The sequence below is a fragment of the Streptomyces sp. NPDC005551 genome, assembly GCF_042871785.1.
Classification (GTDB): Bacteria; Actinomycetota; Actinomycetes; order Streptomycetales; family Streptomycetaceae; genus Streptomyces.
The window spans coordinates 190,119-215,661 of record NZ_JBIAJE010000002.1 but is presented as its reverse complement, the minus strand read 5'-3'; the positions used below and the strand labels follow the sequence as shown (position 1 = coordinate 215,661).

Annotated in this window: 22 protein-coding genes and 1 pseudogene; 10 read left to right on the top strand and 13 right to left on the bottom strand. The window is 72.4% G+C overall.

The window, feature by feature from the left end:
* Nucleotides 1-48 precede the first annotated feature (48 nt).
* On the top strand, nucleotides 49-273 hold the full coding sequence (locus tag ACFYP4_RS05190) for a DUF2277 domain-containing protein (RefSeq protein WP_358854348.1): 225 nt from the start codon (nucleotides 49-51) through the stop codon (nucleotides 271-273).
* Nucleotides 274-575: 302 nt separating this feature from the next.
* Here ACFYP4_RS05190 and ACFYP4_RS05185 read toward each other — a convergent pair whose 3' ends face one another.
* Entirely contained in the window at nucleotides 576-1,190 is a 615-nt protein-coding gene (locus ACFYP4_RS05185) for a VTT domain-containing protein (protein WP_358854349.1), read from the bottom strand.
* Nucleotides 1,191-1,672: 482 nt separating this feature from the next.
* Nucleotides 1,673-2,245 carry an RHS repeat-associated core domain-containing protein gene (locus ACFYP4_RS05180; RefSeq protein WP_388782955.1) on the bottom strand — a complete coding sequence of 191 codons (573 nt, stop codon included), beginning with the start codon at nucleotides 2,243-2,245 and terminating at the stop codon, nucleotides 1,673-1,675.
* On the opposite strand from ACFYP4_RS05180, the pseudogene ACFYP4_RS05175 reads away from it, so the two are divergent.
* Nucleotides 2,187-2,445: pseudogene (locus ACFYP4_RS05175) on the top strand (RNA polymerase sigma factor); the annotation flags it as partial. The gene ACFYP4_RS05180 and the pseudogene ACFYP4_RS05175 overlap by 59 nt on opposite strands.
* Before the next feature lie 274 nt (nucleotides 2,446-2,719).
* A complete protein-coding gene (locus tag ACFYP4_RS05170; protein ID WP_388782952.1) occupies nucleotides 2,720-3,253 on the top strand; it encodes a lytic polysaccharide monooxygenase in 534 nt (177 codons plus the stop codon).
* A 121-nt stretch (nucleotides 3,254-3,374) separates the two neighbouring features.
* On the opposite strand, the gene ACFYP4_RS05165 is transcribed toward ACFYP4_RS05170, so the two are convergent.
* The 6 genes from ACFYP4_RS05165 to ACFYP4_RS05140 form a co-directional block, all read right to left on the bottom strand.
* Nucleotides 3,375-3,506, bottom strand: coding sequence for a hypothetical protein (locus ACFYP4_RS05165; protein ID WP_358854917.1), 132 nt, complete (start codon nucleotides 3,504-3,506; stop codon nucleotides 3,375-3,377).
* A 38-nt stretch (nucleotides 3,507-3,544) separates the two neighbouring features.
* Nucleotides 3,545-6,763, bottom strand: coding sequence for an RHS repeat-associated core domain-containing protein (locus ACFYP4_RS05160; RefSeq protein ID WP_388782948.1), 3,219 nt, complete (start codon nucleotides 6,761-6,763; stop codon nucleotides 3,545-3,547).
* A gap of 496 nt (nucleotides 6,764-7,259) precedes the next feature.
* The gene (locus tag ACFYP4_RS05155; protein WP_358854915.1) at nucleotides 7,260-7,712 is read right to left on the bottom strand and encodes a DoxX family protein; all 453 of its coding nucleotides are present in this window, start codon (nucleotides 7,710-7,712) and stop codon (nucleotides 7,260-7,262) included.
* 84 nt (nucleotides 7,713-7,796) lie between these two features.
* The gene (locus ACFYP4_RS05150) at nucleotides 7,797-9,719 is read right to left on the bottom strand and encodes an FAD/NAD(P)-binding protein (RefSeq protein ID WP_388782945.1); all 1,923 of its coding nucleotides are present in this window, start codon (nucleotides 9,717-9,719) and stop codon (nucleotides 7,797-7,799) included.
* A 181-nt stretch (nucleotides 9,720-9,900) separates the two neighbouring features.
* Nucleotides 9,901-11,550 (bottom strand): alkaline phosphatase D family protein, encoded by a 1,650-nt coding sequence (locus tag ACFYP4_RS05145; protein WP_358854913.1) that lies wholly within the window; start codon nucleotides 11,548-11,550, stop codon nucleotides 9,901-9,903.
* 80 nt (nucleotides 11,551-11,630) lie between these two features.
* Nucleotides 11,631-12,275, bottom strand: coding sequence for an HNH endonuclease family protein (locus tag ACFYP4_RS05140; protein WP_388782942.1), 645 nt, complete (start codon nucleotides 12,273-12,275; stop codon nucleotides 11,631-11,633).
* 399 nt (nucleotides 12,276-12,674) lie between these two features.
* On the opposite strand from ACFYP4_RS05140, the gene ACFYP4_RS05135 reads away from it, so the two are divergent.
* Both ACFYP4_RS05135 and ACFYP4_RS05130 read left to right on the top strand, forming a co-directional pair.
* Nucleotides 12,675-13,256, top strand: a complete 582-nt coding sequence (locus tag ACFYP4_RS05135; protein ID WP_358854911.1) for a TMEM165/GDT1 family protein — start codon at nucleotides 12,675-12,677, stop codon at nucleotides 13,254-13,256.
* A 217-nt stretch (nucleotides 13,257-13,473) separates the two neighbouring features.
* Nucleotides 13,474-14,163 carry an HAD-IA family hydrolase gene (locus ACFYP4_RS05130; protein WP_388782939.1) on the top strand — a complete coding sequence of 230 codons (690 nt, stop codon included), beginning with the start codon at nucleotides 13,474-13,476 and terminating at the stop codon, nucleotides 14,161-14,163.
* A gap of 27 nt (nucleotides 14,164-14,190) precedes the next feature.
* Here ACFYP4_RS05130 and ACFYP4_RS05125 read toward each other — a convergent pair whose 3' ends face one another.
* Nucleotides 14,191-15,237 carry a peptidoglycan-binding protein gene (locus ACFYP4_RS05125; RefSeq protein WP_388782937.1) on the bottom strand — a complete coding sequence of 349 codons (1,047 nt, stop codon included), beginning with the start codon at nucleotides 15,235-15,237 and terminating at the stop codon, nucleotides 14,191-14,193.
* Nucleotides 15,238-15,403: 166 nt separating this feature from the next.
* Here ACFYP4_RS05125 and ACFYP4_RS05120 point away from each other — a divergent pair, with 166 nt between their 5' ends.
* Nucleotides 15,404-17,467 (top strand): DHA2 family efflux MFS transporter permease subunit, encoded by a 2,064-nt coding sequence (locus ACFYP4_RS05120; RefSeq protein ID WP_388782934.1) that lies wholly within the window; start codon nucleotides 15,404-15,406, stop codon nucleotides 17,465-17,467.
* A 40-nt stretch (nucleotides 17,468-17,507) separates the two neighbouring features.
* On the opposite strand, the gene ACFYP4_RS05115 is transcribed toward ACFYP4_RS05120, so the two are convergent.
* Nucleotides 17,508-18,017 carry a GNAT family N-acetyltransferase gene (locus ACFYP4_RS05115; RefSeq protein WP_388782931.1) on the bottom strand — a complete coding sequence of 170 codons (510 nt, stop codon included), beginning with the start codon at nucleotides 18,015-18,017 and terminating at the stop codon, nucleotides 17,508-17,510.
* A 186-nt stretch (nucleotides 18,018-18,203) separates the two neighbouring features.
* On the opposite strand from ACFYP4_RS05115, the gene ACFYP4_RS05110 reads away from it, so the two are divergent.
* Complete coding sequence (locus tag ACFYP4_RS05110; protein ID WP_388782928.1) at nucleotides 18,204-18,902, top strand: hypothetical protein; 699 nt, start codon at nucleotides 18,204-18,206, stop codon at nucleotides 18,900-18,902.
* A 5-nt stretch (nucleotides 18,903-18,907) separates the two neighbouring features.
* Entirely contained in the window at nucleotides 18,908-19,705 is a 798-nt protein-coding gene (locus ACFYP4_RS05105) for a hypothetical protein (protein ID WP_388782925.1), read from the top strand.
* Nucleotides 19,706-19,905: 200 nt separating this feature from the next.
* Here the strand turns inward: ACFYP4_RS05105 and ACFYP4_RS05100 are convergent, their stop codons facing one another.
* A complete protein-coding gene (locus ACFYP4_RS05100; protein WP_388782922.1) occupies nucleotides 19,906-20,310 on the bottom strand; it encodes a DUF1992 domain-containing protein in 405 nt (134 codons plus the stop codon).
* 113 nt (nucleotides 20,311-20,423) lie between these two features.
* On the opposite strand from ACFYP4_RS05100, the gene ACFYP4_RS05095 reads away from it, so the two are divergent.
* The gene (locus ACFYP4_RS05095) at nucleotides 20,424-20,819 is read left to right on the top strand and encodes a hypothetical protein (protein ID WP_358854920.1); all 396 of its coding nucleotides are present in this window, start codon (nucleotides 20,424-20,426) and stop codon (nucleotides 20,817-20,819) included.
* A 7-nt stretch (nucleotides 20,820-20,826) separates the two neighbouring features.
* Here the strand turns inward: ACFYP4_RS05095 and ACFYP4_RS05090 are convergent, their stop codons facing one another.
* Entirely contained in the window at nucleotides 20,827-21,498 is a 672-nt protein-coding gene (locus ACFYP4_RS05090) for an O-methyltransferase (protein ID WP_358854903.1), read from the bottom strand.
* 114 nt (nucleotides 21,499-21,612) lie between these two features.
* Nucleotides 21,613-23,004 (bottom strand): glycine betaine/L-proline transporter ProP, encoded by a 1,392-nt coding sequence (gene proP / locus ACFYP4_RS05085; protein WP_358854902.1) that lies wholly within the window; start codon nucleotides 23,002-23,004, stop codon nucleotides 21,613-21,615.
* A 367-nt stretch (nucleotides 23,005-23,371) separates the two neighbouring features.
* On the opposite strand from proP, the gene ACFYP4_RS05080 reads away from it, so the two are divergent.
* A complete protein-coding gene (locus ACFYP4_RS05080; protein ID WP_388782918.1) occupies nucleotides 23,372-25,483 on the top strand; it encodes a bifunctional glycosyltransferase 87/phosphatase PAP2 family protein in 2,112 nt (703 codons plus the stop codon).
* Nucleotides 25,484-25,543 lie beyond the last annotated feature (60 nt).

Genomic DNA, 25,543 nt, shown 5'->3' with positions numbered 1-25,543 from the left:
GCCGTCGTTCCCGGGCGGGGACGGCCGCGGGCGCGCGACACTGGACCCATGTGCCGCAGCATCAAGACGCTCCGTCCGCCCGTACTCCCCGAGGAGGCGACCGAGGAGGACATCCGGGCCGCCGCCCTCCAGTACGTCCGCAAGGTGTCCGGTTTCCGGGCCCCGGCCGCGCACAATCGCGAGGTCTTCGACCGTGCCGTGGAGGCCGTGGCCGCGGCGACGGCCGAATTGCTGGAGGGGCTGGAGGTGCGGGGGCGAGCGGCGACTCACTGAGCCGCCCCGACCCCGGGGGCGCGTCCCGTAGCCGGGCTTCCGGCCGTCCGCCCGCCCCCTGGCTCCGCCCTGCCCGTCCTGGGGTGCCGTGCCGGATGCCGTGCCCCCGGCATCGCTCCGCCGGGCGGGCGCGGCGAGCAGCAGGGGCGGGGCCCCGGCCTGTCCCGACGGGCCGGGGCAGGCCCGGTGGGACGGCGGGCCGGGACAGGGACGGCGGACCGGGATAGTGACGGCGGGACGGCGGGACGGCGGGACGGCGGGACGGCGGGACGGCGGGCGCGGGCAGGGCCGGTGCGGCGCTGCTACCGCTGCACCGCCGGGCGGCGTACCAGGAACGCGGCCACGGCGCCGGCGGCGCAGAGGGCCGCGAAGGAGACGCCCGCCGCCAGCCAGGTGGCGCCCAGCCACTGGCCGCCGAAGTAGCCGAGGGCCACGCTGTACGCGGCCCACGCGACGCCCGCGAGGATGGACCACGGCAGGAACTCGCGGACCCGGCGGTGAGCGGCGCCCGCGCCGAGGGAGACGACCGAGCGGCCCGCGGGGGCGAAGCGGGCGATCACGACCAGGCCGCCGCCGCCCCGGGCGAGCGCGGCGCCGAGACGTTCCTGCGCGCGGGTCAGCCGGCGGGAGCGGGCGATGGCGCGGTCGAGGCGTTCGCCGCCGCGCCGGGCGAGACGGAACGCCACCATGTCGCCCAGCACCGACGCGGTCGCCGCGCAGAGGGTGAGGGCCAGGATGTCGGGCACGTCGTGCGGGACCCGCGCGCCTGTGGCCGTGCCCGCCGCGGCCGCCGTGGCCGCGGTGATGACCAGGACTCCGCTGGGCAGGACCGGCAGGAAGACGTCCAGCAGTACCGACACGCCCACCACGGCGTAGATCCATGGGCTGCCGGTCAGCAGCCCCACACTCTCAAGCACCGAACACTCCCCCTGGAATTCCCCCGTGGGCACGACCACGCCGCGACGTCGGGAGGAGCGGCAGGGCGGCCTGTGACAGCCATTGAGCGTACGCGTGAGGTGTGACAGGAGATCCACGGGGGCGCGTGTGCCGTGACGCCCGCCGGCGGACTCGGCCTCCGAGTCCGCCGGCGCCAAGGGCCGTACGTGGCCCGCGACGGGCGTCGCACCCGCCGCGCGGACACCGGTGACGTCCCTGTGGCCACGGGTCGGCGCTTCGCCCGGCCGGCCCGGGCCGGCCGGGCGAAGCGCCACACTTTCTCCGTGTTCCGCGGACGGTGCTACCTCCTGCGGGCCTTGCTGATCAAGAACGCCACTCCGACGATGACGACCAGGACGATGGCGATGATCCAGAAGGAGGGAGTGCCCTCCCCGGCGCCCTTGGCCATAGCTGAGCGTGCGACATGTGGTTCTCCTGTCTGCTGGTTGTTGCTTGGCGGTGCCTAATTCAGGGCGCTGGTCGCGGCTTTCTCCCCCAGTTCGCCCGCGCCGTAGCCGATGCCGAAGCAGGTGGCGCCGACAGCCAGCCCTCCCACGCCCGCGGTGGGCGCGCTGACCGCGACGACGACCGCGCCGCACGCGCTCTCGGCGGCGGTATCGGCTGCCAGGCCGACGCCCGTGGCCAATGCGCTCTTGTGGTTGCCCTCGTCCACGTCCTTGGCGATGCTGCCGATGTCGTACGCGTCGAAGGCCTTGCCGACCGCGTCGAAGAAGGCGAGCCCGGTCGGGTCGATGCGGTTGACGGGGTCGCCTTCGGCGTACAGGTACGGGTTTTGTTCCTGGCCGGAGGGGTCGGGCTGGGTGAAGCGGCCGATGTTGGCGTCGTAGTAGCGGGCCTTGAGGTGGTAGAGGCAGGTGGGGTCCTGGTAGTTGCCGGCGAAGCGGTACGGCTGGGCGACCGGTTCGCTGGACTGGGCCAGGATGCGCACGCCGCGGGGGCTGTAGGCGTAGGAGTCGATCTGCGCGAAGAAGCGAGGGCCTCGTGGGGATCCGCCCACCGACGACGCGCTGGTCATCCAGGAATCCCTGAAGCGACCGGAGATATGTGCCAGGCTCTACGACAGACACGCCGCCGAGATCCACCGGTATGTGATGTGCCGGCTGGGCAACGCTCACGCCGACGACATCACGGCGCAGATCTTCCTCATCGCCTTCCGCAACCGCGCCCGCTACGACGTCGCACGCGGCCAGTGCCCGGCCGTGGCTCTACGACCTGGATCTACGGCCTCGTCTTGCGGACGGGTGCGGGTGCAGGCGGATCTCGACGTTGCAGTCACTCGACCTGGAGAGGTCACCGGGCCCAGGGCCTTGGCGTGTTGGCGATCAGAAGAATCGACAGGATGAGCCCCGCGAGAGCAAACAGGTAGACGAACATCATCCATCGCTTCACTGCGGCTCGCTGCCCAGTGGACCAACCGACCTCGGGCATCTTGTCCCCAATCTCTGAGTTGGGGTGCCGGGCGCGCCACGCGCCCGGCACCCGCCTTTCAATGACGAAGCCGGGGTACGACCCGGCGAAACCGCTGACGTGGTCCGACCTGCCGACGCGGCCGTTCGCCACGGCCACCGACCCGTCCCTGGTCAAGGGCGCCTACCGCATCGCGGCGAAGCTCCCCGCCGACCGGTCGGGCCGCCATGTGCTGTTCACCGTCTGGCAGGACTCCAGCACGGCGGACACGTACTACTCGTGCTCGGACGTGGTGTTCGCGCGGACCGGGGGCGGCGGTACGGCGGCGGCCGCGCAGGCGCCCGACTCGGGCGGCGCGAGCGGCCCGGCGAAGCCGAGCCGGCCCGCGTCCTCGAAGACGCCCGAGCCCTCGGAACCGGCGTCGGCGTCCGCGGCTGCTCCGGCCGAGGCCGCGACGCCCGCCGAGGACGTCGCGGCCGACCGGTCGGAGCCCGTGGCGGACAGCAGTTCCCGCGGACCGGCGGCTCTGCCGTTGCTCGCGGGTGGCGCCGGGGCGCTCCTGCTCACGACGGGGGGCGCGCTCGCCCTGCGCCGCCGCCGGGGCCGGGTCGGCTGACGAGGACCGCCGGGCCGCCCGGTTGCCGTCCGCGTCCGCGTCCGCCCGTGCGACCGTGCTGGACGGCGGCGGGCGGAGCCCCGGAAAGAACAGGCTCCGCCCACTGCTCGGATCCAGGGTGCTACTTCTTCTTGCGCGCCTGGGCGACGCCGAAGGCGATGAACGCCAGGATGACGATTACGAACAGCAGCCAGAGAGGGACACCGCCAAGTCCCTTGTAGGCCAGCTCAGTCGAAGCTGCGGTCGATTGCATGGTGTCTCCTTCGTTGCAAGCGGGACGAGGGCTCTGATCTAGCTCGTGGCGTCGTCGTACGCCGCTTCCGTGGCCTGGCCCACTGCCATCCCACCGACTGCGCAGGGGATGGCTCCCGCCCCGCCGGTCAGGTAGGTGCAGCCGGCGGCGAATGCCTTGTCGGCAGCGAAACTGATCGCCGTTCCAGCCGCCGCCTCGTAGTCCCCGGTCACCACCTGTCCGACGAATTGGCCGGCGGCGATCGCGTCCCCTCCCTTGCCGACAGCGTCGAGCACGGTGCCGAGGCTGAGGGTGCCGTTGGGGTCGATGCGGTTGACGGGGTCGCCTTCGGCGTACAGGTAGGGGTTCTGTTCCTGGCCGGAGGGGTCGGGCTGGGTGAAGCGGCCGATGTTGGCGTCGTAGTAGCGGGCCTTGAGGTGGTACAGGCCGGTGGGGTCCTGGTAGCCGCCGGCGAAGCGGTAGGGCTGGGCGACCGGTTCACTGGACTGGGCCAGGATGCGTACGCCGCGGGGGCTGTAGGCGTACGAGTCGACCTTGTTGCCGTTCTCGTCCGCCAGGGCGACCACACTGCCGATGGCGTCGGTGAGGTAGTAGTACGCCTTGCCCCCGGTGGTCATGGAGTTCAAGGTGCCCCCGGGTTCCCGGTTGAATCCCATGTCCGCGCCCGCGGTGGTCTTGGCGGACAGGCCGAGCGGGCCGTTGTGGAAGAACGTGTCGCCGAGCTTGATCCGCTCGCTCTGGTCGGTGGAGCCGTACTGGCCCGCGTACGTCTTGCCGCCCACGGTGATCGACGTCATCTGGGAGTGGTCGGTCCACTTCTCGCCGGTGCGGATGTAGTCGTCGGTGGAGGCCGCGGCGGTCTCGTTGCCGATCTTGTCGTAGGACCAGGTGCCCGTGGTGCCGGACTTGCCCGTCAGCTGCTGGGCGTCGTTGTAGGTGTACGTGGTGCCGCGCGGGCAGCCGGGGTCGGCGCCCTGGGAGGTGAGGTTGCCCGCCAGGTCGTAGCAGTACTGCCAGGAGTCGGCGATCGCGCCCGCCTTCTCCTCCTTGGCGTAGGAGAAGCGGCCCGCCCCGTCATAGCTGTAAGTGCGCTTCGTGCTGCGGACGTTGTCCGTGGAGGTGCGGATCTTGCTGCCGTCGGTGGCCGCGCCGGTGCCGTACCCGTAGGTGTACGCCAGATCCACCAGCGTGCCCTGGGGGGAGGTCACCTTGATGGACGTGGGGCGGCTGGACTTGTCCGGCTCGACCTTCTGCACCGTGCCGCCGGGGTAAGTGGTGGTGGTGCGGACGTCGTTGCTGTTGTAGCCGTACGTCGTCACCCGGCCCTGCGGGTCCTTGAACTCCTTGAGCTTGTTGACCTCGTTCCAGGTGTAGTCGACCTTGCCGGCCGGGTCCTGGTAGTAGTCGACGTTGCCCGCCGCGGTGTACGCCAGCAGCGTCTGGGACTCGTCCTGGAGCGTCCGGACCGTTTCCCGCTGGAGCGGGTCGAACTCGTACTTCACGGTGCCGGTGCCGTCCGAGCGCTGGGTGAGGTTGCCGTCACCGTCGTACCAGTACTCCACCCGCGCGTAGTTGGAGCTGTCCACGACCTTGATGCGGTCGCGGTTGTCGTAGGAGTACGTCACCGTCACCCCGCGGGCGTCCTGGACCGACGTGGTGCGCCCCAGGTCGTCGTAGCGGTAGGTGGTCCTGCCCAGCGGCGAGGGTGCCGTGGCGTAGTCGAGGTTGCCCTTGGCGTCGTAGTGGAACGAGGTCGTGACCGTCTTCGTCGACGACATCTTCGTCTTCTGGGTGCAGCGCTGGCCCTCGAAGCCGCCGCAGGTCGGGGTGGCGGGGTTGTAGGTGTAGGAGACGCTCCCGCCGCCGGTGCCGCTCTGCGCGACCGACATGGTGTTTCCGGCCGTGTCGTAGGTGAAGTCGGTCTTCTCGCCGTCGGGGTTGGTGGAGTCGGAGGGCACGTCGCCGCCGCCGGCGATGGTCTGCCAGTGGTTGACCGTCTTGCCGCCCGTCGGCAGGGTGACGGTCTCCAGGTTGTTGCGGGTGTTGAAGCCGTAGTCGGTGGCGTTGCCGGGTGTGGTGCCGGAGCCCATCGCGTCGGTGGCGGTGTCGATGTTGTGGTTCGCGTCGAACTTCGTGGACCGCTTGTGGCCGAGGGCGTCCGTCACCTCGGTGACCTGGCCGTCAGCGTCGTGCTGGTACTTCGTCGCGTGGGACTCGGGGTCGGTGGCCATGGTCGTACCGGCGGCTGTCGCGGAGTCACTGGTGTACGCGTACGTCCAGGTCGGGCCGGTGTGGCCGTCGCTGTTGAAGCCGGTGCCGCGCAGCATGGAGGTGACGCGGTTGGCGGCGTCGTAGGTGAAGACGGTGACGCGGCCCTCGGCGGTGGTGATCTTGTCGACGCGGCCCGAGTCGTCGTAGCGGAAGGTGACCGTCTTGCCCTCGGTGTCGGTGGTCGAGGCGAGGTGACCGGCCGGGTCGAGGTTGAAGACGGCGGTGCGGCCGGTGTGGTCCTTGGCCTGCCACTGCGAGGCGTCCGTCTTGAGCAGGTCCACCCACCGGCCGGAGCGGGTCTCGGTGAGCTTGAAGCCCTTGTGCTCACCGCCCTCGTCGTGCTGGGTGACGGTGATGGTTCCCTTGTTGCGGTCGGTGACCTTCGTCAGGGTTCCGTTGGCGTCGTAGGTGTCCTTGGAGTGGGACTTCCAGTTGGCCAGGGTGTAGGTGCCGTCGCTGTTCTTCTTCAGCTCCTGCGAGTAGCCCTTGGGCGTGGCGAACGTGCCGTCGGTGTTCTTCTTGAAGCGGACGGCGGCACCGCTCGCGTCGTAGAGGACGGCTTCGGTGCCCGAGGAGAGGGACAGGTAGCGCTCGTACTGCTGCCACCATCGCTGGGACACCTTGCCCCACGGGGCGTCGAAGGAGTTGTAGGTACGCGCCAGCATCAGCTTCTGGCCCACGCCCGCGACTTGGAAGTCGGTGGCAGTGAGCATCAGGTTGCCGGTCGAGTAGTCGATCCGCGCGGTCAGCGCGTCGGTGATCGCGAAATCGGTGATGCGGTGCCAGGGCACGTTCCCCTGGCCCTCGGGCACGAGGTTCAGGACGCCGGCATCCTGCGCCGCGGAGCGGGAGGACTTCCCCGCCGGCGTGGTGGGCGACGCGGCACGCTCCTTCTGCGCCTTGCGCCAGGCCGCCAGTTCCTTGGACGGCTTGCGCTCCGGGCGGGTGGCCACCGGCTCGGTCGAGCCGACCTTCACCTTCGGCATGCTGAAACGCGGAGCGTCCTTGCCCCAGGCCGACACCGGCTTGGCATCGTCTGCAACCGCGGCAGCGGCCGGGAGCATCGACAGCGCGAGCGCGCCGGACACCACAACCGCCGCGGCGGACAGACGAGTTGTTCGTTTGCGGGCACGCCGAACGGGCGCGCCGAAGGCACGTGAGTGCACGATTCTCCCCCACAGATGAATGAGCCCCGGCAACCCCGTAAGTCACCAGGAACACACAACCTGTCACAGGAACCGCACGAAAGTTCGAGCTGTACCCGCAATTTTCTGACCCATGCGCCCCGGAATCAGCCCCGCCGGTTCCTTGGGGCAAGATCGGCGAAAGCCGCAAAACCGCACTCTGGGGGGCTGCACGGACTGGTGTAGACCTTGCGGCCATTCTCTGAAGCGTCCGAAATCCGTCGCAGGTCGGTGCCGCGGGCCGGGTGGGGCCGGCGTCCGCCCGGGGGTGCTGGGACGGGCGCCGGCGTGCGACGGGTCAGGCCGTGAGGGGTGCCTGGCCCGCGGTGTCCTTGTCGGCCGCCGGGGAGGTGCGGCCCGCGAGGAGCCGGTCGAGGCCGAGGGCGCCCGAGCCGGTGAAGACCAGCAGGAGCAGGGACCAGCAGAACAGTGCGGAGAGTTCGCCGCCGTTCTGGATGGGCCAAAGGGCCGCCGACTGGTGCACGTCGAAGTACGCGTACGCCATCGAACCCGACGAGACGAAGGCGGCGGCGCGGGTGCCGAGGCCGAGCAGGACCAGGGTGCCGCCGACGAGCTGGATCACGGCCGCGTACCAGCCCGGCCAGGTGCCGGCGGGGACGGAACCGCCGCCCACGGCGCCGCCGAGGACGCCGAAGAGCGAGGCGGCGCCGTGGCAGGCGAAGAGCAGGCCGACGACGATGCGGAACAGGCCGATGGCATAGGGCTGGGCGCTGTTGAGGCGTCCGGTCATGTGGGGGGACTCCTTCGGTCGGGGCCGGTCCGCGGGCGGACCGGTCTCGGGGACGGAACCGAGTGAGCCAAAGGTTAGGCGTACCTAATCTATACTTGCAAGTTCAACATTCGGCCTCCGTTTCGGTTCCGTTTCCGGTTCCGCCTCGGGGGCCGTCGCACGTAGCGCCGCCCGTGCCACCGCGTCGGCGTCCGACAGCGTGACCGAATCCACCCCCGGCCTGGCCCCGGCCGCTGTCACCCAGTGCACACCTTCTGTCGGCACGCCGAAGGCGAACCGGCGTGCGTGCGCACGCCCCTGACGATCCATCAGCCAATACGGGCGCGGGGTCACGTCCAGCCCGCCGGTCTCGTAGCCGTCGACGGTGTGCGGGCGGCAGCGGCCCGACTTCAGCAGCCCGGCGAGGAGTTCGTCGGCGGTCCGCCGCACATCCGGTTCCGGCAGCCGCGCCTCGATGAGCGTGGTGGCCCGGACGGCCGAGCCCGGCACCTCGGGGGAGTGGGCGACCCACCTGCCGTCCTCGGTCCGCACCTCCATCCGCGGGCCGACCACGTCCAGCACGCCCGCCTCGATCAGCGCGGCCATCTCCTCGACGCGCCGCCGGGGCGGGCCGATGGAGAGGAAGGCGTTGAGCGGGGTGTACCAGCGGTCGAGATGGTCCCGGCGCGAGGCGCCCGACAGGCCGCCGTGGTCCACGATCAGCCGCAACTCGTTGCGCAGGTCGCGCAGTACGTCGAGGGCGGCCTTCAGCGGGCCGTCGACGTTGCCGAGGGCGGCCTGTCCCGCGTCCGCGCGCAGATGCGACAGCAGCCAGCCGCGCCAGGAGTCCGGTCCCGTGAAGGACCGCGGGCCGTACGGGCGGGAGAGCCGGTCCCAGGACCAGCGGTCGGCGTGCGGGACACCGAACTCGTCGAGCAGCGCCGCCTCCTGAGGGCTGCGGTGTGCAACGGCCAGGAAGCGGTCCCGGAAGGCGGCCCGCGCGGGCGTTCCCCGGCGCCGCAACAGCCCCTCGTAGTAGACCGTTTCGACCTCCTTGGCGACCAGCGGCCATATCTCGGTGAGGAAGTCCGGTGCCTCCCCGGAGTCCGCGCGCTTGCGGAAGCGGGAGATCACGTCCTCCGTGAGGACCAGCGGGGTGTGGCGGCCGTACGGGCCCTTCGCGTTGTCGCCGCGGGCCTGGTGGGGGATCCCCCGGCGGGAACCGGCGTACAGGCGGGGTTCGTTGCCCGAGGGCCGGTAGCGCAGGCCCCCCTCCGTGCGGGCGAACCGGCCGCCGCGGCCGGTCGTCAACAGGGCCATGTGGTCGAAGAAGTTGAGGCCGAGCCCGCGCAGCAGCACCGGTTCGCCGGGGGCGACCGGGGCGAGGTCGACGTCGGCGGGGTTGGCGGGCGGGACGTGGCGCAGCCCGTGCCGGCCCGCGTACCCGGTCAGGTGCCGGTGCCCGGGGTCCGCGAGCACCGGCAGATGGCCCTGGGCGAGGACCACGGCGGACAGGTCCCGCAGGGTCCGGCCGGTGGAGAGCGTGACCGTCTGCCGCCCCCCGGGGCCGTCGTCGAGGCGGACGGCGCGGGCGTCGTGCGTCTCGACGCGTACGCAGGGCGGCGCGGCGCGGACCGTCTCGGCGAAGACCCACGCGAGATAGCGGCCGTACTGGGCCCGCGTCGGGTAGTCGTCGGGGCCGGGCCCCGCCTCGGCGTCGGAGTCGGCGGCCCAGGCGTGCAGGCTGGGACCGGGGCGTACCGGGCCCGCGCACTCGACGCTCTCGTCGGTGAAGAGGGTCACCTGCGAGGCGACGGTGTTCATCAGCAGCTCCGGGGGCTGCGTGGTCCGCCAGACCCGGCCGGGCCCCGGCGGCGACGGGTCGATGACGTGGACGGTCAGACGCGCGCCCGGTGGGAGCAGTTCGGGGGCGGAGGCGCACAGCCGCTCCAGGACGCTGGTGCCGCGGGGACCCGCGCCGATCAGGGCGACGGAGGCGTACGCGGCTTCCGCGGGTGCTGCAGACAAGGGGGTGACTCCCGGGCGTGTGGGGCGCAAGGGCGGCAGACCGTCCGCCGGAAGCGGACGGTCTGCCTCATCATGCCGTCGTACGGGGTGGGAGCCGAGCCCGGACCGGATGATCGGCGCCGGGTGTGGGATGCGTCACGGGCATCCGGGGCGACGCGCCGAACAACCGGGCGCGATGGGCTCATTGCGGGGTGAGCTGGGACTCCTCCACCGTTGTCAGCCGGGCGTCGGCGCCCTCGACCGCACGGGCCTGTTCGAGGCGCAGCCGGGCTTCGCGTCCGTGCAGGGTCAGGGTCATGAGCTGGTTGCCGAACCAGGGTCCGCCCGTCCTGCGCCAGTCCACCGCGGGCCGGCCGAGACGTCCGTGCCGGGAGAGCAGGCGCCCGATCGCGCGTCCCGTCCGGCTCCAGCCGAAGCGGAAACCGAGCCGCATGGACGTGGGGATGGAGTTGTGGACGGGCGAGCAGGTCAGCTGGAGGACCCGGGCGTCCGGGGCGGCGCCGGCGGGCCACAGGGGCTCGGCGACGTAGGCGTGGTGCACGTCACCGGAGAGCACGAGGACCGTGGCCGGGGCCTGTTCGCCGCTCCCCGCCTCGGCGATCAGCCGGCGGAGCGACTCGAAGGACTCGGGGAACGCCGCCCAGTGCTCCAGATCGGCCTTCCTGCGCACCTGTTCGCCGATGCGCGCCCAGCGGGCTCCGCGCTCGCCCCGGCACATGCCCGCGTTCCACGTCTCGGCGTCGTGGATGAGGTGGGGGAGCAGCCAGGGCAGCGAGGTGCCGATGAGGAGGTGGTCGTAGGCGTCGCGGCGGTCCAGCACCTGCTCCCGCAGCCACCGCTCCTCGCCCTCGTCCAGCATCGAGCGGTTGTCCTCGTCCAGGACGCGGGCCGCCCGCGAGTCCAGCATCACCACGCGGACGCGGCCGAAGTCGCGGCGGTAGCTCCAGCGGACCGAGGCCGGGTCGGCGTCGGACCGGGCGGCGTGCTCCCGCAGGACGTCCGTGCCGTCGGAGGTCGCGCGGACGGCGGCGTAGAGCGGGTCGGCCGCCAGCTCGGCCGGGGACAGGTTGCCGAGGTGCTGGTGGACCCAGTACGACATCAGGCCGCCCAGGATGCGCTCGCGCCACCACGACGTGGCACGGATGTCGGCGAGCCAGGACGCGCTCGTGTTCCAGTCGTCGATGACGTCGTGGTCGTCGAAGATCATGCAGGTGGGGACCGTGGACAGCAGCCAGCGGATCTCGGGGTCCCGCCACGATTCGTGGTACAGCCGGGTGTACTCCTCGTAGTCCGCGACCTGCTCGCCCGGGGGCTGGTCCAGGTCGCGGCGGGAGGCGATCCAGCGGCGGGTGGACTCGGAGGTCTCGTCCGCGTACACCTGGTCGCCGAGCAGGAGGAGCACGTCGGGGCGCTCCGCCTCCGGGGAGGAGGACAGGCGCGCGGCGAGCGTGTCCAGGGCGTCGGGGCCGACGGGGTCCTTCTCGTCCCCGGGCGGCGCCGCCCAGCGGCAGGAGCCGAAGGTGACCCGCACGCTGTCCCCGCTGTCCCGGTCCAGGGTGCGGATGGCCGGGGGCGGGAAGCCCGAGTCGGGTGGCGGCCAGACGGGTGTGTCGTCCAGCAGCAGTTCATACGTCGATTCGGTGCCCGGCTCCAGGGCGGTGAGGACCACCAGCGCGTAGTGGTGGCCGGCGACTTGGAACGTGCGGGCCTCGCCCTCGGCACCCTTGGCGCACCGCACCCTTGCGATACACGGACCACTCGTCTCGACCCATACGGTCGCGGACGAGTCGTCGACAAACCTGAGCAGGGGGCCCAGGAGCAGCTCCGACACGGCGATCACCTTCCTCCGTCGTCCCGTACGGTACGGAACGACGGAGACCGGCGACAGGGTTCCCGGGAAGTGTCGGGCCCTCAGCAGCCGCTGAGCACCGAGGACAGCTTGTTCTTCTCCGCGCTGTCGACCGAGAGGTCGTAGTAGTACTTCACCTGGACCCAGGCGCGCACGTAGGTGCAGGCGTAGCTGGTCCGTGAGGGCATCCAGGTGGCGGGGTCCTGGTCGCCCTTGGCCTGGTTGACGTTGTCGGTGACCGCGATGAGCTGGGGGCGCGTCAGGTCGTTGGCGAAGGCCTGGCGCTGCGCGGTGGTCCAGCTGTCGGCGCCGGAGTCCCATGCCTCGGCCAGCGGCACCAGGTGGTCGATGTCCAGGTCGGAGGCGGCGGTCCAGGTCGCGCCGTCGTAGACCGAGTACCAGCTGCCTTTGGTGGCGGCGCAGGCGGAGTCGGTGACGACGTTCGTGCCGTCGCGCTTGAGGACCGTCTCGCGGGTGTTGCACGCCCCGCTGACGGTGATCCAGTGCGGGAAGAGGTCGCGGTTGTATCCGGTGCGGTCCTCGGTCGCGACGGTGAGCGAGGCGAGGTAGCTGCGGGCGGTGGCGGCGCTGACCGGGGTGGGCAGGGCGGCGGAGGCCGCCGGACTGTTGAAAATCCCGGCCATGGCTATCAGACCGGTGACGGCTGCGAGTATGCTCAGCCGTCGACGCGCGTAGACCTTTGGCATGCGAACTCCCTTGCAGAGCAGGACCGTTGGGGCGAGCGAGCACATGCTTGCGGCGGCTTGTTTCCGGGAGATGTGCGTCGGGTGAGAAGCTAATGACGGGTGCATGACAAAGCAAGAGTCGCGACGGGACCAAAGACCCTGGGGTGCGTCCGCGGGCGTCGCGTAGGATGGACGGCGCAGAAGGGGAGTAGCTCTTCGCCGGACCGTCGACATACTGCTCAGCTCGTCTGAGCCGGCGCCCGGAGGCAGGCCTCGTGCGCGGGGCCGGCCAGCGAGACCTTCGGCAAGCAGTGCACCGCCCGCGCGCCCTCGTGCGGGTGCCCGTGTGTGCTGCCGTGCCGAGGTGTCCAAGCGCAGCACAGCACTCTCGGCGGGGCGGCCCCGACCGATTGAGGAACAGTGATCAGCTTCAGCGTGACGGCGCTCGTCTTCGGCGTCGTCTTCCTTGCCGAGCTGCCGGACAAGACCGCGCTCGCCGGGCTCGTGCTCGGCACGCGCTACCGCGCCTCGTACGTCTTCGCCGGCGTCGCCGCCGCCTTCGCCGTCCACGTGGCGCTCGCCGTCGCGGCGGGCAGCGTGCTGACCCTGCTGCCGCAGCAGATCGTGCACGCGCTCACGGGTGTGCTCTTCCTCGCCGGCGCCGCGGTGCTGCTGATGAAGAAGGACGAGGACGAGGAGGAGGTCCGCGACCCCCAGAACCAGAGCTTCTGGAAGGTCTCGGGTGCGGGGTTCATGCTCATCCTGGTCGCCGAGTTCGGCGACCTCACCCAGATCATGACGGCCAACCTCGCCGCCCGGTACGACGATCCGCTCTCCGTCGGCCTCGGCGCGGTCCTCGCCCTGTGGGCGGTCGCCGGGCTCGGCATCGTCGGCGGCAAGGCCCTGATGAAGCGGGTGCCGCTCGCACTCATCACCAAGGTCGCGGCGCTGCTGATGCTGGCCCTCGGCCTGTGGAGCCTGTACGAGGCGGTGGCCGGATGAGCCCGTCACCGCGGGGGAGTCACCTCCCTTCGGCGTCCCGGCCCGGGCCCTCGCGCAGGTGTCCGGCGAAGCCCCTGGCCGGGCGTGGTGGCGCCGGGGGTCCTTTGTTTTGTATCGTGAAGAAACAAAGTGGCTCCCGCCCGTTCTCCCTGACCGGCGGGCGGGGCCGCCTTGTCCCCGGGGGCCCCACGCGGCTCCCTCTCACGCGTCTTGGAGCATGCCGATGACGGCCATCACCGTTCTGACCGCCCGCGCCCTCCTGCTCGACATGGACGGAACGCTCGTCAACTCCGACACCGTCGTCGAGCGCTGCTGGCGGCGCTGGGCCGGCCGGCACGGGCTCGACGGGGACGAGGTCATGAAGGTCGTCCACGGTCGCCAGGGCTACGCCTCCATGGCGGTCCTGCTGCCGCACCGGCCCATGGAGCAGAACCACGCGGACAACGCCCGCATGCTCGCCGAGGAGACCGCCGACATGGACGGTGTCGTCGAGGTGCCCGGAGCCGCGGTGTTCCTCGCCTCCCTCGCCGGACTTCCGCACGCGCTCGTGACCTCGGCCGACGTCGGCCTGTCCACCGCGCGGATGGCCGCCGCCGGGCTGGAGCTGCCCCACCTGCGCATCACCGCCGAATCGGTCGGCGCGAGCAAGCCGGATCCCGAGGGCTTCCTCAAGGGCGCCGCCGAACTGGGCGTCGCGCCCGAGGACTGCGTCGTCTTCGAGGACTCCGGCGCGGGGATCGCCGCGGGCCGGGCCGCCGGGATGCGGGTCGTCGGGGTCGGCCCCCGCGCCGCGGTCCACGGCCCCGACGCCCTGGTCGACGACCTCACGCAGGTGCGTGTCGAGGCGGGCGCGGACGGGTCGATCCGGCTGCACATCGGCCGAGGGGTTCCCGGGGCCGCCGCTTGAGTGAGGCCGGGGAGAGCCCGTGGCCGGTCAGGGCTGGGGGGTTTCCGACTCCAGGCGGGTGCGGGTGGCCGTGCCGTAGACGCCCAGTTCGTCGGAGCTGATCCCGCGGGTCCACTGGTAGTGGCGTACGGCGTCCTCGAGCTGGCGGCTGAAGGTGCCGTCGACGCCTCCGTTGTAGATGGCCAACTGCCTGAGCCGCAACTGGAGTTCGGTGACCTCGGAGCCCTGGTCGCCGCGGCGCAGTACGGTGCCGCGGTGTTCGTCCGGAGCCTCGGACGGGGGCCGTACCGAGCCCGTGGCGCGGGCGGTCGTCGGTGTCACCTTCGGGCTCTTCGACGGGGACGGCGTCGCCGACGGGCTCGACGACTTCGAGGGCGAGGGACCGGCGCTCTCCGACGCCGTGGGGTCCGGGGAGGCCGGCGCGGACGATCTGCTCCGGCTCGGGGACGCGGCGGCCGGGGCCGACGGCTTCTGCGGCACACTCGCCCGTACCGCGTCCGGCAGCGCACCGTCCCGCTCGGGCGTGTCGTAGGACAGGACTCCGCTCGCCAGCGCGGCGACGGCCACGACGGCCACCGCCGCGCCGGCCGCCGTCAGGAGCACCGTGCGGCGGCGCCGCCGGGGCGGCTCGTCGCCCGGCGGAGGGGTACCGGGCGGCCGGGTGCCGGGCCCGGGGTCCGCCTCCTGGAAGAGCCGGACGTCCTCAGGCGCAGGTGCGGGGGCGGGTACGGGCGTCGCCGCCGTGAGCGGCATCGTGCGCTCGGCCGGCCCCTCCGGTGGCAGGGGCACGGCGCGCGTGGCGGGCTCCTCCCGCGTCCACGCGTCCGGCGGTTTCGGCCCGGCGGGGCCCGTGCGCCCGGAGCCGGGGTCCTCGCCGGCGCCGGGGGAGGCCGTGCCGAGCTCCACGTAGGGACGGATGCGCAGCGGGTCGAAGTCCTCCGCCGCCGCGGCCTCGGCCGTACGGGCGTCCCGCGCCGCGTCCGACGCCCGCCGGGTGCAGGCGCAGGACGGAGTACCGTCCGGCTCCCGGCGCGTGCCGCACTCCGGGCAGACGTGTCCCTCTGATCCGCTCACGTGTGGTCCCTCCCCCTCACGACCTCCAGAGACTATCCAGGCCGCCTTCACAGATCCCCCCGGCACCCCGGGGAATCCCGGCCGGGGCAAGGACTCAACAGGCCATAACCGGTCACACCGACCACGATGGGAGATGACCGAGACGCCTGGGCCCAGGGAGATCCGTATGACCGGCGACGCGCAGGGCACCGACGCGGCGGTGGCGGACGGGAGCGTGTCCGGCGAGGACCATGTGCACGGCAGCGTTCTCGTGTCGATCGGCGCGCTGCTGCTCGGCATGCTGCTGGCCGCCCTCGACCAGACCATCGTGTCGACCGCTCTGCCGACCATCGTCAGCGAGCTCGGCGGGCTGGAACACCTGTCCTGGGTCGTCACCGCGTATCTGCTCGCCTCGACGGCGGCGACACCCCTGTGGGGCAAGCTCGGCGACCAGTACGGCCGCAAGAAGCTGTTCCAGGCGGCGATCGTGATCTTCCTGATCGGGTCCGCGCTGTGCGGCATGGCGCAGAACATGCCGCAGCTCATCGGCTTCCGGGCGCTCCAGGGACTCGGCGGCGGCGGGCTGATGGTGCTGTCCATGGCGATCGTCGGCGACATCGTCTCGCCGCGCGAACGCGGCAAGTACCAGGGGCTGTTCGGTGCCGTCTTCGGCGCGACCAGTGTCCTCGGGCCGCTGCTCGGCGGCTTCTTCACCGAGCACCTGAGCTGGCGCTGGGTCTTCTACATCAACCTGCCCGTCGGCGTGGTCGCGCTCGCCGTCATCGCCACGGCCCTGCACATCCCGCGCCGCGCCGCCCGCCACGTCATCGACTACCTGGGCACCCTGCTCATCGCCGCCGTCGCGACCTGCCTGATCCTGGTGGCCTCGCTCGGCGGCACCACCTGGGGCTGGACCTCGCCGCGGCTCATCGGGACGGCGGTGCTCGCCGTCGTCCTGGCGGTCGCCTTCGTGGCCGTGGAGCACCGGGCGGCGGAACCGGTCCTGCCGCTGAAGCTGTTCCGCGTGCGGACCTTCACGCTCTCCGCCGTCATCAGCTTCGTCGTCGGCTTCGCCATGTTCGGGGCGATGACCTATCTGCCGACGTTCCTCCAGGTCGTCCAGGGCGTCTCCCCGACCCTGTCCGGCGTGCACATGCTGCCCATGGTGTTCGGTCTGCTGCTCTCCTCCACCGTCTCCGGCCAGATCGTCAGCCGCACCGGCCGCTGGAAGGTGTTCCCCGTCGCGGGCACGGGGATCACCACCGTGGGACTGCTCCTGCTCCACCAGCTCGACGAGAACAGCGGCACGGCCGAGATGAGCGCCTTCTTCTTCGTCTTCGGCCTCGGCCTCGGCCTGGTCATGCAGGTCCTGGTCCTGATCGTGCAGAACGCGGTCCCGTACGAGGACCTGGGCGTCGCCACCTCGGGCGCCACCTTCTTCCGCTCCATCGGCGCCTCGTTCGGCGTGGCCATCTTCGGCACGGTCTTCGCCAGCCGGCTGGGCGACAAGCTGACCGCCGCGCTCAGCGGGCAGCAGCTCCCCCCGGGGCTCGGCGTCGACTCCCTCAAGGCCGACCCGAAGGGCATCGCCGAGCTCCCGGCCACGCTGCGGACACCCGTCCTGCACGCCTACGCCTCGGCGATCACCGACGTCTTCCTGTACGCCGCCCCGGTCGCGCTGGTCGGGTTCGTGCTCGCCTGGTTCCTGCGCGAGGACCGGCTGCGGGGCTCCGTCACGGCACCGGACGCCACCCAGACGCTGGCCAGCAATCCGGTCGAACGGTCCTCGTACGACGAGGTGTGCCGGGCCCTGTCCGTCCTCGGCACCCGTGAGGGGCGGCGCGAGATCTACGAGCGGATCACCGAGCGGGCGGGCGTCGACCTGCTCCCGGCCGCCGGCTGGCTGCTGCTGCGCATCCGCAAGCACGGCCGGGAGGAACCGGCTGTGCTGGCCGAGCACAGCGCCGTACCGCTGGACGTCGTGATCGCCGCGGCCCGCCAGATCGAGGAGCACGGGCTGGCCCGCCGCGAGGGTGTCGAGCTGGTGCTCACGGACGAGGGACGCGCCGCGGCGGGCAAGCTGGCCCGGGCCCGCGAGGAGTCCCTGGCCGAGCTGCTCGGCGACTGGTGGGGCCCCGGCCGTCCCACCGACCTGATCCGGCTGGTGGAGGAACTGACCGCCGAGATGTGCGGCTCCGACGCGGAGCGCCCGCACGGGACGCCGGGACGCCCGTACCGCCGGGTGGCCTGAGCTCCTCGGCGTCCGCGCGCCGCGGGCGTCGTGGAACGGGTCAGCCGGTCAGGTCCTTCGTGAACCAGTGCTCCGCGTACTCCTCGTCGTTGTGCGGCTCCGTCTCCTCGTACCCGAGGCGCGCGTACAGCGTCCGGGCCTCGACCAGGTCGCCGCGGGTGTCGAGCACGATCCGCCCGGCGCCGAGGGCGCGGGCCGCGTCCTCGGCGGCGCGCACCAGGAGCGCGCCGCCGCCCCGGCCGCGCACCTCCTCGCGGAGGAAGACCCGCTTGAGCTCGGCCGTCGTCGCGTCCGTCAGCCGCACGCCCGCACTGCCGGCCGGCTCGCCCGCGTACCGCGCCAGCAGCAGCACTCCACCGGGCGGCGCGAAACAGCTCCCGCTGTCCGCGGCGATCTCCCGTGCCAGCTCGGCGGGGTCGGTGCGGTGGCCCTCGTGGAGCAGGTACCAGCGGTCGCTGACCTCCGTGTAGTACGCCCGCCAGAGCGCGGCGGCGTCCGGCGAGTCGAAGGGTTCCGGTGCGACGGTCCACGGGCAGGGCGTAGGGGCCATGGCCGTCATTGTCGCGTCGTGCCGTCCTCCGTCCGCAAGCGGTTTTCCCGGGGCGTACGTCGGGACGGGAGGGTCGTGCGAAGGGGGCCTGGGGCCGACGCCGGGGCGCCCGCCGTTTGCGGAGCTGCTTCGGGGCAATCCGAACACAGAACCGGCCCGTTGGGTCGAAAACTCCGGAAGGCACCCATGTCCACAGGCGTGATCATCACTTTGATCGTGATTGTGGCGGCCGTGGCGCTTGTCGCGGTCGTCCTGAAGCTGCTCGCCCGCAGGCCGCAGGGCGGGCGCAGCCTCCAGCGGCGCTTCGGCCCCGAGTACGACCGTGCCGTCGCCCGGCACGACGGCGACGAACGGGCCGCCGAACGAGACCTCACCGAGCGGGTGAAGCGGCACGGTTCGCTGCGCGAGCGGCCCCTGGAGCCCGCGGCCCGTGAGCAGTACGAGGCCCGCTGGGCCGCCGCTCAGGAACGCTTCGTCGACTCGCCGCGGGAAGCGGTGGCCGAGGCGGACCGGCTGCTCGGCGAACTGGCCGGGGCGCGGGGCTTCCCCGAGCACGGCCGTTACGAGGAGCAGCTCGAAGCCCTCTCCGTGCACCACGCGCACCACGTCCACGGATACCGGCGGGTGCACGGCGCCGCGCACGGCGGTGCCGACGGTGCCGCCGGGAACGGCACCTCCACCGAGGAGATGCGTGAGGCCATGCTCGACGCCCGCGCCCTCTTCGAGGAGCTGGTGACACCCAGCCGCAAGGACGACGTCCGCCACCGCGCGGACAACGGCACGAGCGGTGCGAGGACGGCCGCCGACGACTCGGAGACGGTCCGTTCCGGCAACCGCACACACGCGCCGTGGACCCTCAACCGGCGCCACCCGAAGGGAAGTTGACAGAGATGGCAGACGTGACACGAGGCGAGGGTGCGGAGCGCCGGGGGACGGCACGAGGGTCCGAGGGCCCGGGCGCCGATGTCACCGCGGCCGGGACGCCCGGCCGTGACGGACGAGTGGACCACCAGGGCGTGACCGGTGACCTCGCCACGAGCCGGGAGACCGCCGAGGCACGGGAGACGGCCGCGGCGCGCGAGGCCGACGGCACGACGGGCACCCGCGGGACCCACCCGGGGACGGGTGCGCGCGGCGCCGATGCGGCACCCCTCGGCGAGGGGCTCGGCACGGAGACGGGCCGCGACGGCGCGACGACCGCCTGGCGGGACGGCGCGGGTACCCCCACGGGAACCGGCCAGAGCGCCGGCACGGCGGCCGAGGGTCGTACCAGGTCGCCGCGCGAAGGATTCGGCACGACGGACGGCGAAGGCCGCACGGCGGGCGAGGGCCTCGCCGCCCGCGCCCGCGAGGGCGCCGGCGTGACCTCCCGCGAAGGTGCTTCCGGTGAAGGCCGGGGCAGCGGGACTCCGCTGCTGGCGCACGAGGAGTCCGACAAGCTCGCCCGGCGGCTCCAGCACGCCGTCGGCGGGTTCGTGGACGAGCCCCGGACGTCCGTCGAGGAGGCCGACCACGTACTGGAGGAGATCGCCGCGCGGTTCACCGACGCGATCACCGAGCGGCGGCGCACCCTCCGTTCCGCCTGGCAGTCCACAGGTGAGAGCAAGGGCACGGCCACCGACACCGAGCAGCTCCGGCTGGCCCTGCGGGACTACCGCGAGATGGCGGAGCGGCTGCTGCACACCTGAGCACACGCACGACCCGCACGGCGCACGACCCGCACGGCGCACGACCCGTACGGCGCCCGATCCGTACGGCGCACGACCCGCACGGCGCACGACCCGTACGGCGCCCGATCCGTACGGCGCACGACTCGCCTGTACGGCGCACGAGAGGCCGCGTCCCGGACCATGTAAATCCCGGGGCGCGGCCTCTCGCCGTGCGCCGGTCAGGTCTCCCGGCGCTCGCGCCAGTCGCGGACGATCTCCTCGACGTCGTACGGCTTGAGCCCGAGCGGAGGTCCCGGCGGCGGTTTGAACATGACCTCTCGGATCTTGGCGTTGACGGCCTCGACGATCCGGCGGACGGCCCCCTCCGAGGGGGCCGCCGCTGCCGCCGCGAGCGCGTCCTCGGCCTCCTTGCGCAGAGCCAGCGTCGGCGGCAGGACCGAGAGCCCCTCGCGGGCCATCTTGCGCTTGATCCACCACAGTTCGTCGTACGGGGCGTCGGTGACCGCCGGCAGTGGGCGGCCCGCACCCGCGAGCTCGGTGAACTCCCCGCGGGCCTCCGCCTCGCGGATCTGCTTGTCGACCCAGGACTCGAAGCTGACACCAGGTGGCTTTCGCTCGGTCATGAGTCCATTGTGCCGGACACCACCCGGCCGGTGCCGTGGCGAATTATCATGCGTCGGCGGTGGTCGACGACGCCCGCGCAGGGACCGGACAGCTGATCCTCCAAGGAGCGCACGTGCTCGAACTCACCATGGCCTCGGTCTCCGGGGCGGACGCCGGAGCGACGGCCGGCATGCTGATGGCCGAGGCGCCCAGCGAGCCGGGTGCCGTGCTGCGGGTGGGCCGGGACAAGGCCGTCTGCCGGCTCGCCACCCCCGACGACTGGCTGTTCGTCTCGCGGGTCCACCTGGAGTTCCTGTGCGGGCCGGACGGCACCTGGCAGGTGACCTGGCTGCGCGGCTCGCACCCGGACCCCTCGTCCGAGGTGCGCCTGGCGTCGGCGGGTATGCCGCCGCGGCCCCTGCCGTACGGAGGGACCGCGAGACTGCCCGGGGGCGGCTCGGGGGAGCTCGTCATCCAGGACCGCACCGGCCCGCGCAGCGTGAACGTCGGCTTCTACCACGAGGCCTGACGGCTGGTCAGTCCAGCACCCGGGCCAGCGCGAAGCCGTCGTACCCCTTGCTGCCGACGGTCTGGATCGCCGTGCCGCTCAACTTCGGGTGCCCGGCGATCAGTTCGAGGGCGGCCCGGGTGCCCCGGATGCTCGGGTCGTCGCTGCCCGCGTCGGTGACCCGGCCGCCGCGCACCACGTTGTCGAGGACGATCAGGCTGCCGGGGCGGGTGAGTTCCACCGCCCACTCGACGTAGTGCGGGTTGTTGACCTTGTCCGCGTCGATGAAGACGAGGTCGAACGGCTCGGGGTGCTCGGCGGCGAGCGCGGGGAGCGACTCGAGGGCGGGGCCCACCCGGACCTCGCACAGCTTGTCGAGGCCGGCGCGCGCGAGGTTTCCGCGGGCGACCTCGGCGTGCCCGGCGTCGTACTCCAGGGTGACCAGCCGGCCGTCGGCGGGGAGCGCGCGGCCCAGCCAGATCGTGCTGTAGCCGCCGAGGGTGCCGATCTCCAGGATCCGGTGGGCGCCCTGGATCCGGGCGAGGAGCTGGAGCAGCTTGCCCTGGTTGGGTGCGACGTTGATGGGGGGCAGTCCGGCGGCGCTGCTGTCGGCGAGCGCCGCCGTCAGGGCCTCGTCGGGTGGGGAGAGAAGCTGAGTGAAGTAGTCGTCGACCATGTCCCAGGACCGGGCCTCGCTCATGCACCACGCCTTTCGTACGCCTAGTTAGATGAGCTAACTAGTGCCCGGCGAATCTAGCCGCGCGGGTGGCGAATGTCAGCGGGTTTTCGGGTCCCCGCCCCCGTGTCGGCGAAATCAGTGGTCGGCGGGCTCCACGGACGGGGCGGAGCCGGGCAGGGGGCGGCCCGCCGACTCTGCCATGAACCACACCGCCACGCCGCCGATCACGGCCGCGGCCATCATGTAGTACGCGGGCATCATCATGTTGCCCGTCGCCCCGATCAGGGCCGTGACCACCAGCGGGGTCGTCCCGCCGAAGAGCGACACGGAGACGTTGAAGCCGATGGACAGCGAGCCGTAGCGGACCCGGGTCGGGAAGAGGGCGGGCAGCGCCGCGGGCATCGCGGAGGTGAAGCAGACCAGGAGCAGGCCGAGGGCGCCCATGCCGAGCGCCACCGCGAGCAGGCTGCCCTGGCGGATCAGCAGGACGGCCGGGACGGACAGCGCGAGGAAGCCCAGGCAGCCGGCGGCGATCACCGGACGGCGCCCCACCCGGTCGGTCAGGGCACCCGCGAAGGGCTGCACCACCATCATCAGCGCCATCACGGCGAGCACGACCAGCAGACCGTGCGTCTCGTCGTACTCCAGCTCGCTGGTCAGATAGCTCGGCATGTACGACAGCAGCATGTAGTCGGTGACGTTGAAGACCAGCACCAGACCCACGCAGAGCAGCAGCGCCCGCCACTGGCCCGCGACCATCTCGCGCAGCGGCACCTTCGGGCGGTCGTGCTCCTTCCGCGCGGCCTTCTCCAGCTCCGCCGCGAACGCCGGCGTCTCCTCGAGCCGCATCCGCAGGTACAGGCCGATGATGCCCATCGGGCCCGCGATCAGGAACGGGATGCGCCAGCCCCAGGACACCAGGTCGCCGTCGGACAGCAGTGCCGTCATCAGGGTGACCAGACCGGCGCCCCCGATGTAGCCGGCGAGCGTGCCGAACTCCAGCCAGCTGCCGAAGAACCCGCGCCTGCGGTCGGGCGCGTACTCGGCGATGAAGGTCGAGGCGCCCGCGTACTCCCCGCCGGTCGAGAAGCCCTGCACCAGCCGGGCCGCGAGCAGCAGCAGGGGCGCGCCGACGCCGATGGTGGCGTACGACGGGATGAGGCCGATCGCGAAGGTGCCCGCCGCCATCATGATCATGGTGAGGGCGAGGACCTTCTGGCGGCCGACGCGGTCGCCGAGCGGACCGAAGACCATGCCGCCGAGGGGCCGGACGAGGAAGGCCGCGGCGAACGCGCCGAAGGTCGAGAGCAGCTGCGCGGTGGGATTGCCCGACGGGAAGAACACCTTGCCCAGCGTCACCGCGATGTAGCTGTAGACGCCGAAGTCGAACCACTCCATCGCGTTGCCCAGCGCGGCGGCCTTCACGGCGCGCCTGACCAGAGCCGGGTCGGTGACGGTGACCTCGGGCCGGCCGGGGCCCGGTGGTACGGCGGACGCGACGGGAGCGTGGGGGGAGACGGTCGGCAAGATTCCGCTCGCCTGCCTTTCGACGGGGACAGGGACGTGACTCCTGGGAAAGCGAGCCGAAAACCGACCATAGGGGCAGTCCCCGCCCTTACGTGCCGTACCCGGGTGGCTGCACACCGCGCATGAATGCCGCATAAGCAGGCAGGACGCCCCACCCGCGGACGTCGGCCCCGAGGGCATTCTGTGATCTTTGTCGCGGATCCCGGCGGAACCGGACCCCCGGCGCGCCCCCGCATCCGGACAACAGGTGCGCATGGATCAGATAGCGGCGAGATCGACTACGTATGTCCACGAACGCGGCGAGAGCCTCATAGGGTTCGGAGACGGACATACCGCCGGAGCCGGCGGGGCGGGAGGCAGGCGCGGCATGGCGAATGCGGAGCACGGAGAACCGTCGGGCGAGGGCTTCGCCGCCGGGACGGCCAAAACCCCCCGGACCGTCGCCACCGGGACGGCCAAAACCCCACGGACACGGCTTGGAGCAGCCCGCGCCGGGCTCTGGCTACTGGCCGCCGTGCTCGCCGTGCGGCAGGTCGCCGTCGTCCTCACAACGCCCAGGAGTGACCGCCTGACGGACCTGGAGACCTGGGCCGGCCCGGACGGCGTCCTGCACACGAAGGACTCCCTGTACGACTCGACCCGCTTCACCGGCACCCCTTTCGCCGGACTCGTCCTCAAGCCCCTCACTCGTTCGGCTGAACAGGCGCTGGGCTGGGGCTGGACCTTCGGCACCCTGCTGCTGGTCGTCGCGCTCGGGCTGGTCGCGGCGCGCGCCCTGCCCGGGCCCATGACCCGGCGGACCCGGTTGCTGGCCGCCCCCGTCGCCGTCAGCCTGCTCGTGCTGTCGCTCCCGGTGCGCAGCACACTCCACCTCGGCCAGACCAGCGTCCTCCCGGTCCTGCTCGTCCTCCTCGGCTGCTTCGCCGTACGCGGGCAGGGCGCGAGTGGCGTGCTCATCGGCGTCGCGGCGGCCCTCCAGCCGACCGTGCTGCTCTTCGTTCCGCTGCTGTGGTGCACCGGACGCGGCCGCGCGGCCGTCTCCACCGGGATCACGTTCACCGCCTGCACGGTGCTCGCCGCGGCCGCGATGCCCCACGACTCGTCCACCTACTGGATCCACCACGTGGCGGGCGTCGGACTCGGCGGCCGCGCGGACGGCCTCGTGAACCAGTCCCTGCACGGCGCGCTGCTGCGCCTCGGCCTCCAAGGGCCCCTGGAGATCGGTCTCTTCCTGGTCCTCGGCGCGGCCGTCGCCGTCGTCGGCACCCGTCGCGCGGTGCGCTGCGCCCGCGACGGGCAGTTGCTGCTCGCCGTGGCGATCACCGGCTGCGTCGCGGTCGCGGTCTCGCCCACGACCTGGCAGCACCAGCTGCTGTGGGTGCTGCTCGCGGTGGTCGGCCGGGTCGGCCGCCGGGCCTCGGACCGGTACCTGTGGCCGGTGGCGATCGTCCTGGTGACGACGCTGCCCGCGCGGGCGGTGCTGCCGGATGTGACGCTGCTCCACCCCCTGCGCGACAACCTGGTCCTGGTGGCCGCGCTCGCCGCCGCCTGCGCCGTCCCGTTCCTGTCCCCCGCCTCGCCCCACTACCGGACCCCGGTCCCCACCGAGTACGCGCCGCCCGTACCCGCCCGGTTGCGCCGGGTCCCGCCGCCGCTGCTCCCCGGCCGGGTGCTGAGCCGCCCGAACCTGCTCCTCGAACTGCTCCTGATCCGGGTCGGCTACGCCGCGTACCAGCAGGTCAGGCTGGCCGCGACGGGCGGCACCAACTCGGGCGGGCGGGCCGTCGCCGAGCAGCACGGCGAGCAGATCCTCGCGGTGGAGCGCGTCCTGCGCGTGGACATCGAGCACTGGGCCAATCACGCGGTGGTGCGAGCCGGCCGGCTGCGCGAGTTCTTCGACTTCTACTACACGTCGTTCCACTTCCTCGTCCCGCTGACCGTCCTCGGCGTGCTCTACGCCCGCCGTCCCGCCGACTACCGCTGGGCCCGCTCGGCGCTCGGCTTCACCACCGTGCTCGCCCTCGTCGGGTTCTGGCTCTACCCGCTGGCGCCGCCGCGGCTGATGCCGGGGTTCGGCATCATCGACACGGTCCACGGCGTGCAGGACTTCTCCCGGCCGGACTACGGCACGCTGACCGCGCTCACCAACCAGTACGCGGCGATGCCCTCCCTGCACTTCGGGTGGTCGTTGTGGTGCGGTCTCGTGGTCGCGCTGCTCGCCCCGAAGCGGTGGATGAAGGCCCTCGGGCTGCTGCACCCGCTGGGCACGGCGGCGGCGATCGTGGCGACCGGAAATCACTGGGTGCTGGACGCGGTCGGGGGCGCGGTGGTGGTGGGCGCGGGGTTCGGCCTGACGTATCTGCTCTCCGGGCCGCGGGCCCCCGCCCCGCCCGGCGGGGAGACCACGCGGGCCCGGCCGGGGACGGCCGCGAAGGCGGGGCGCCCGGACGGTCGTGTACACCCGCCCGGCGCGCGGTGAGGCGGGGCGCGGTGAGGCGGCGCGCGGTGACCGGGGGCAGTAACCGGGTGCGGTGACGGG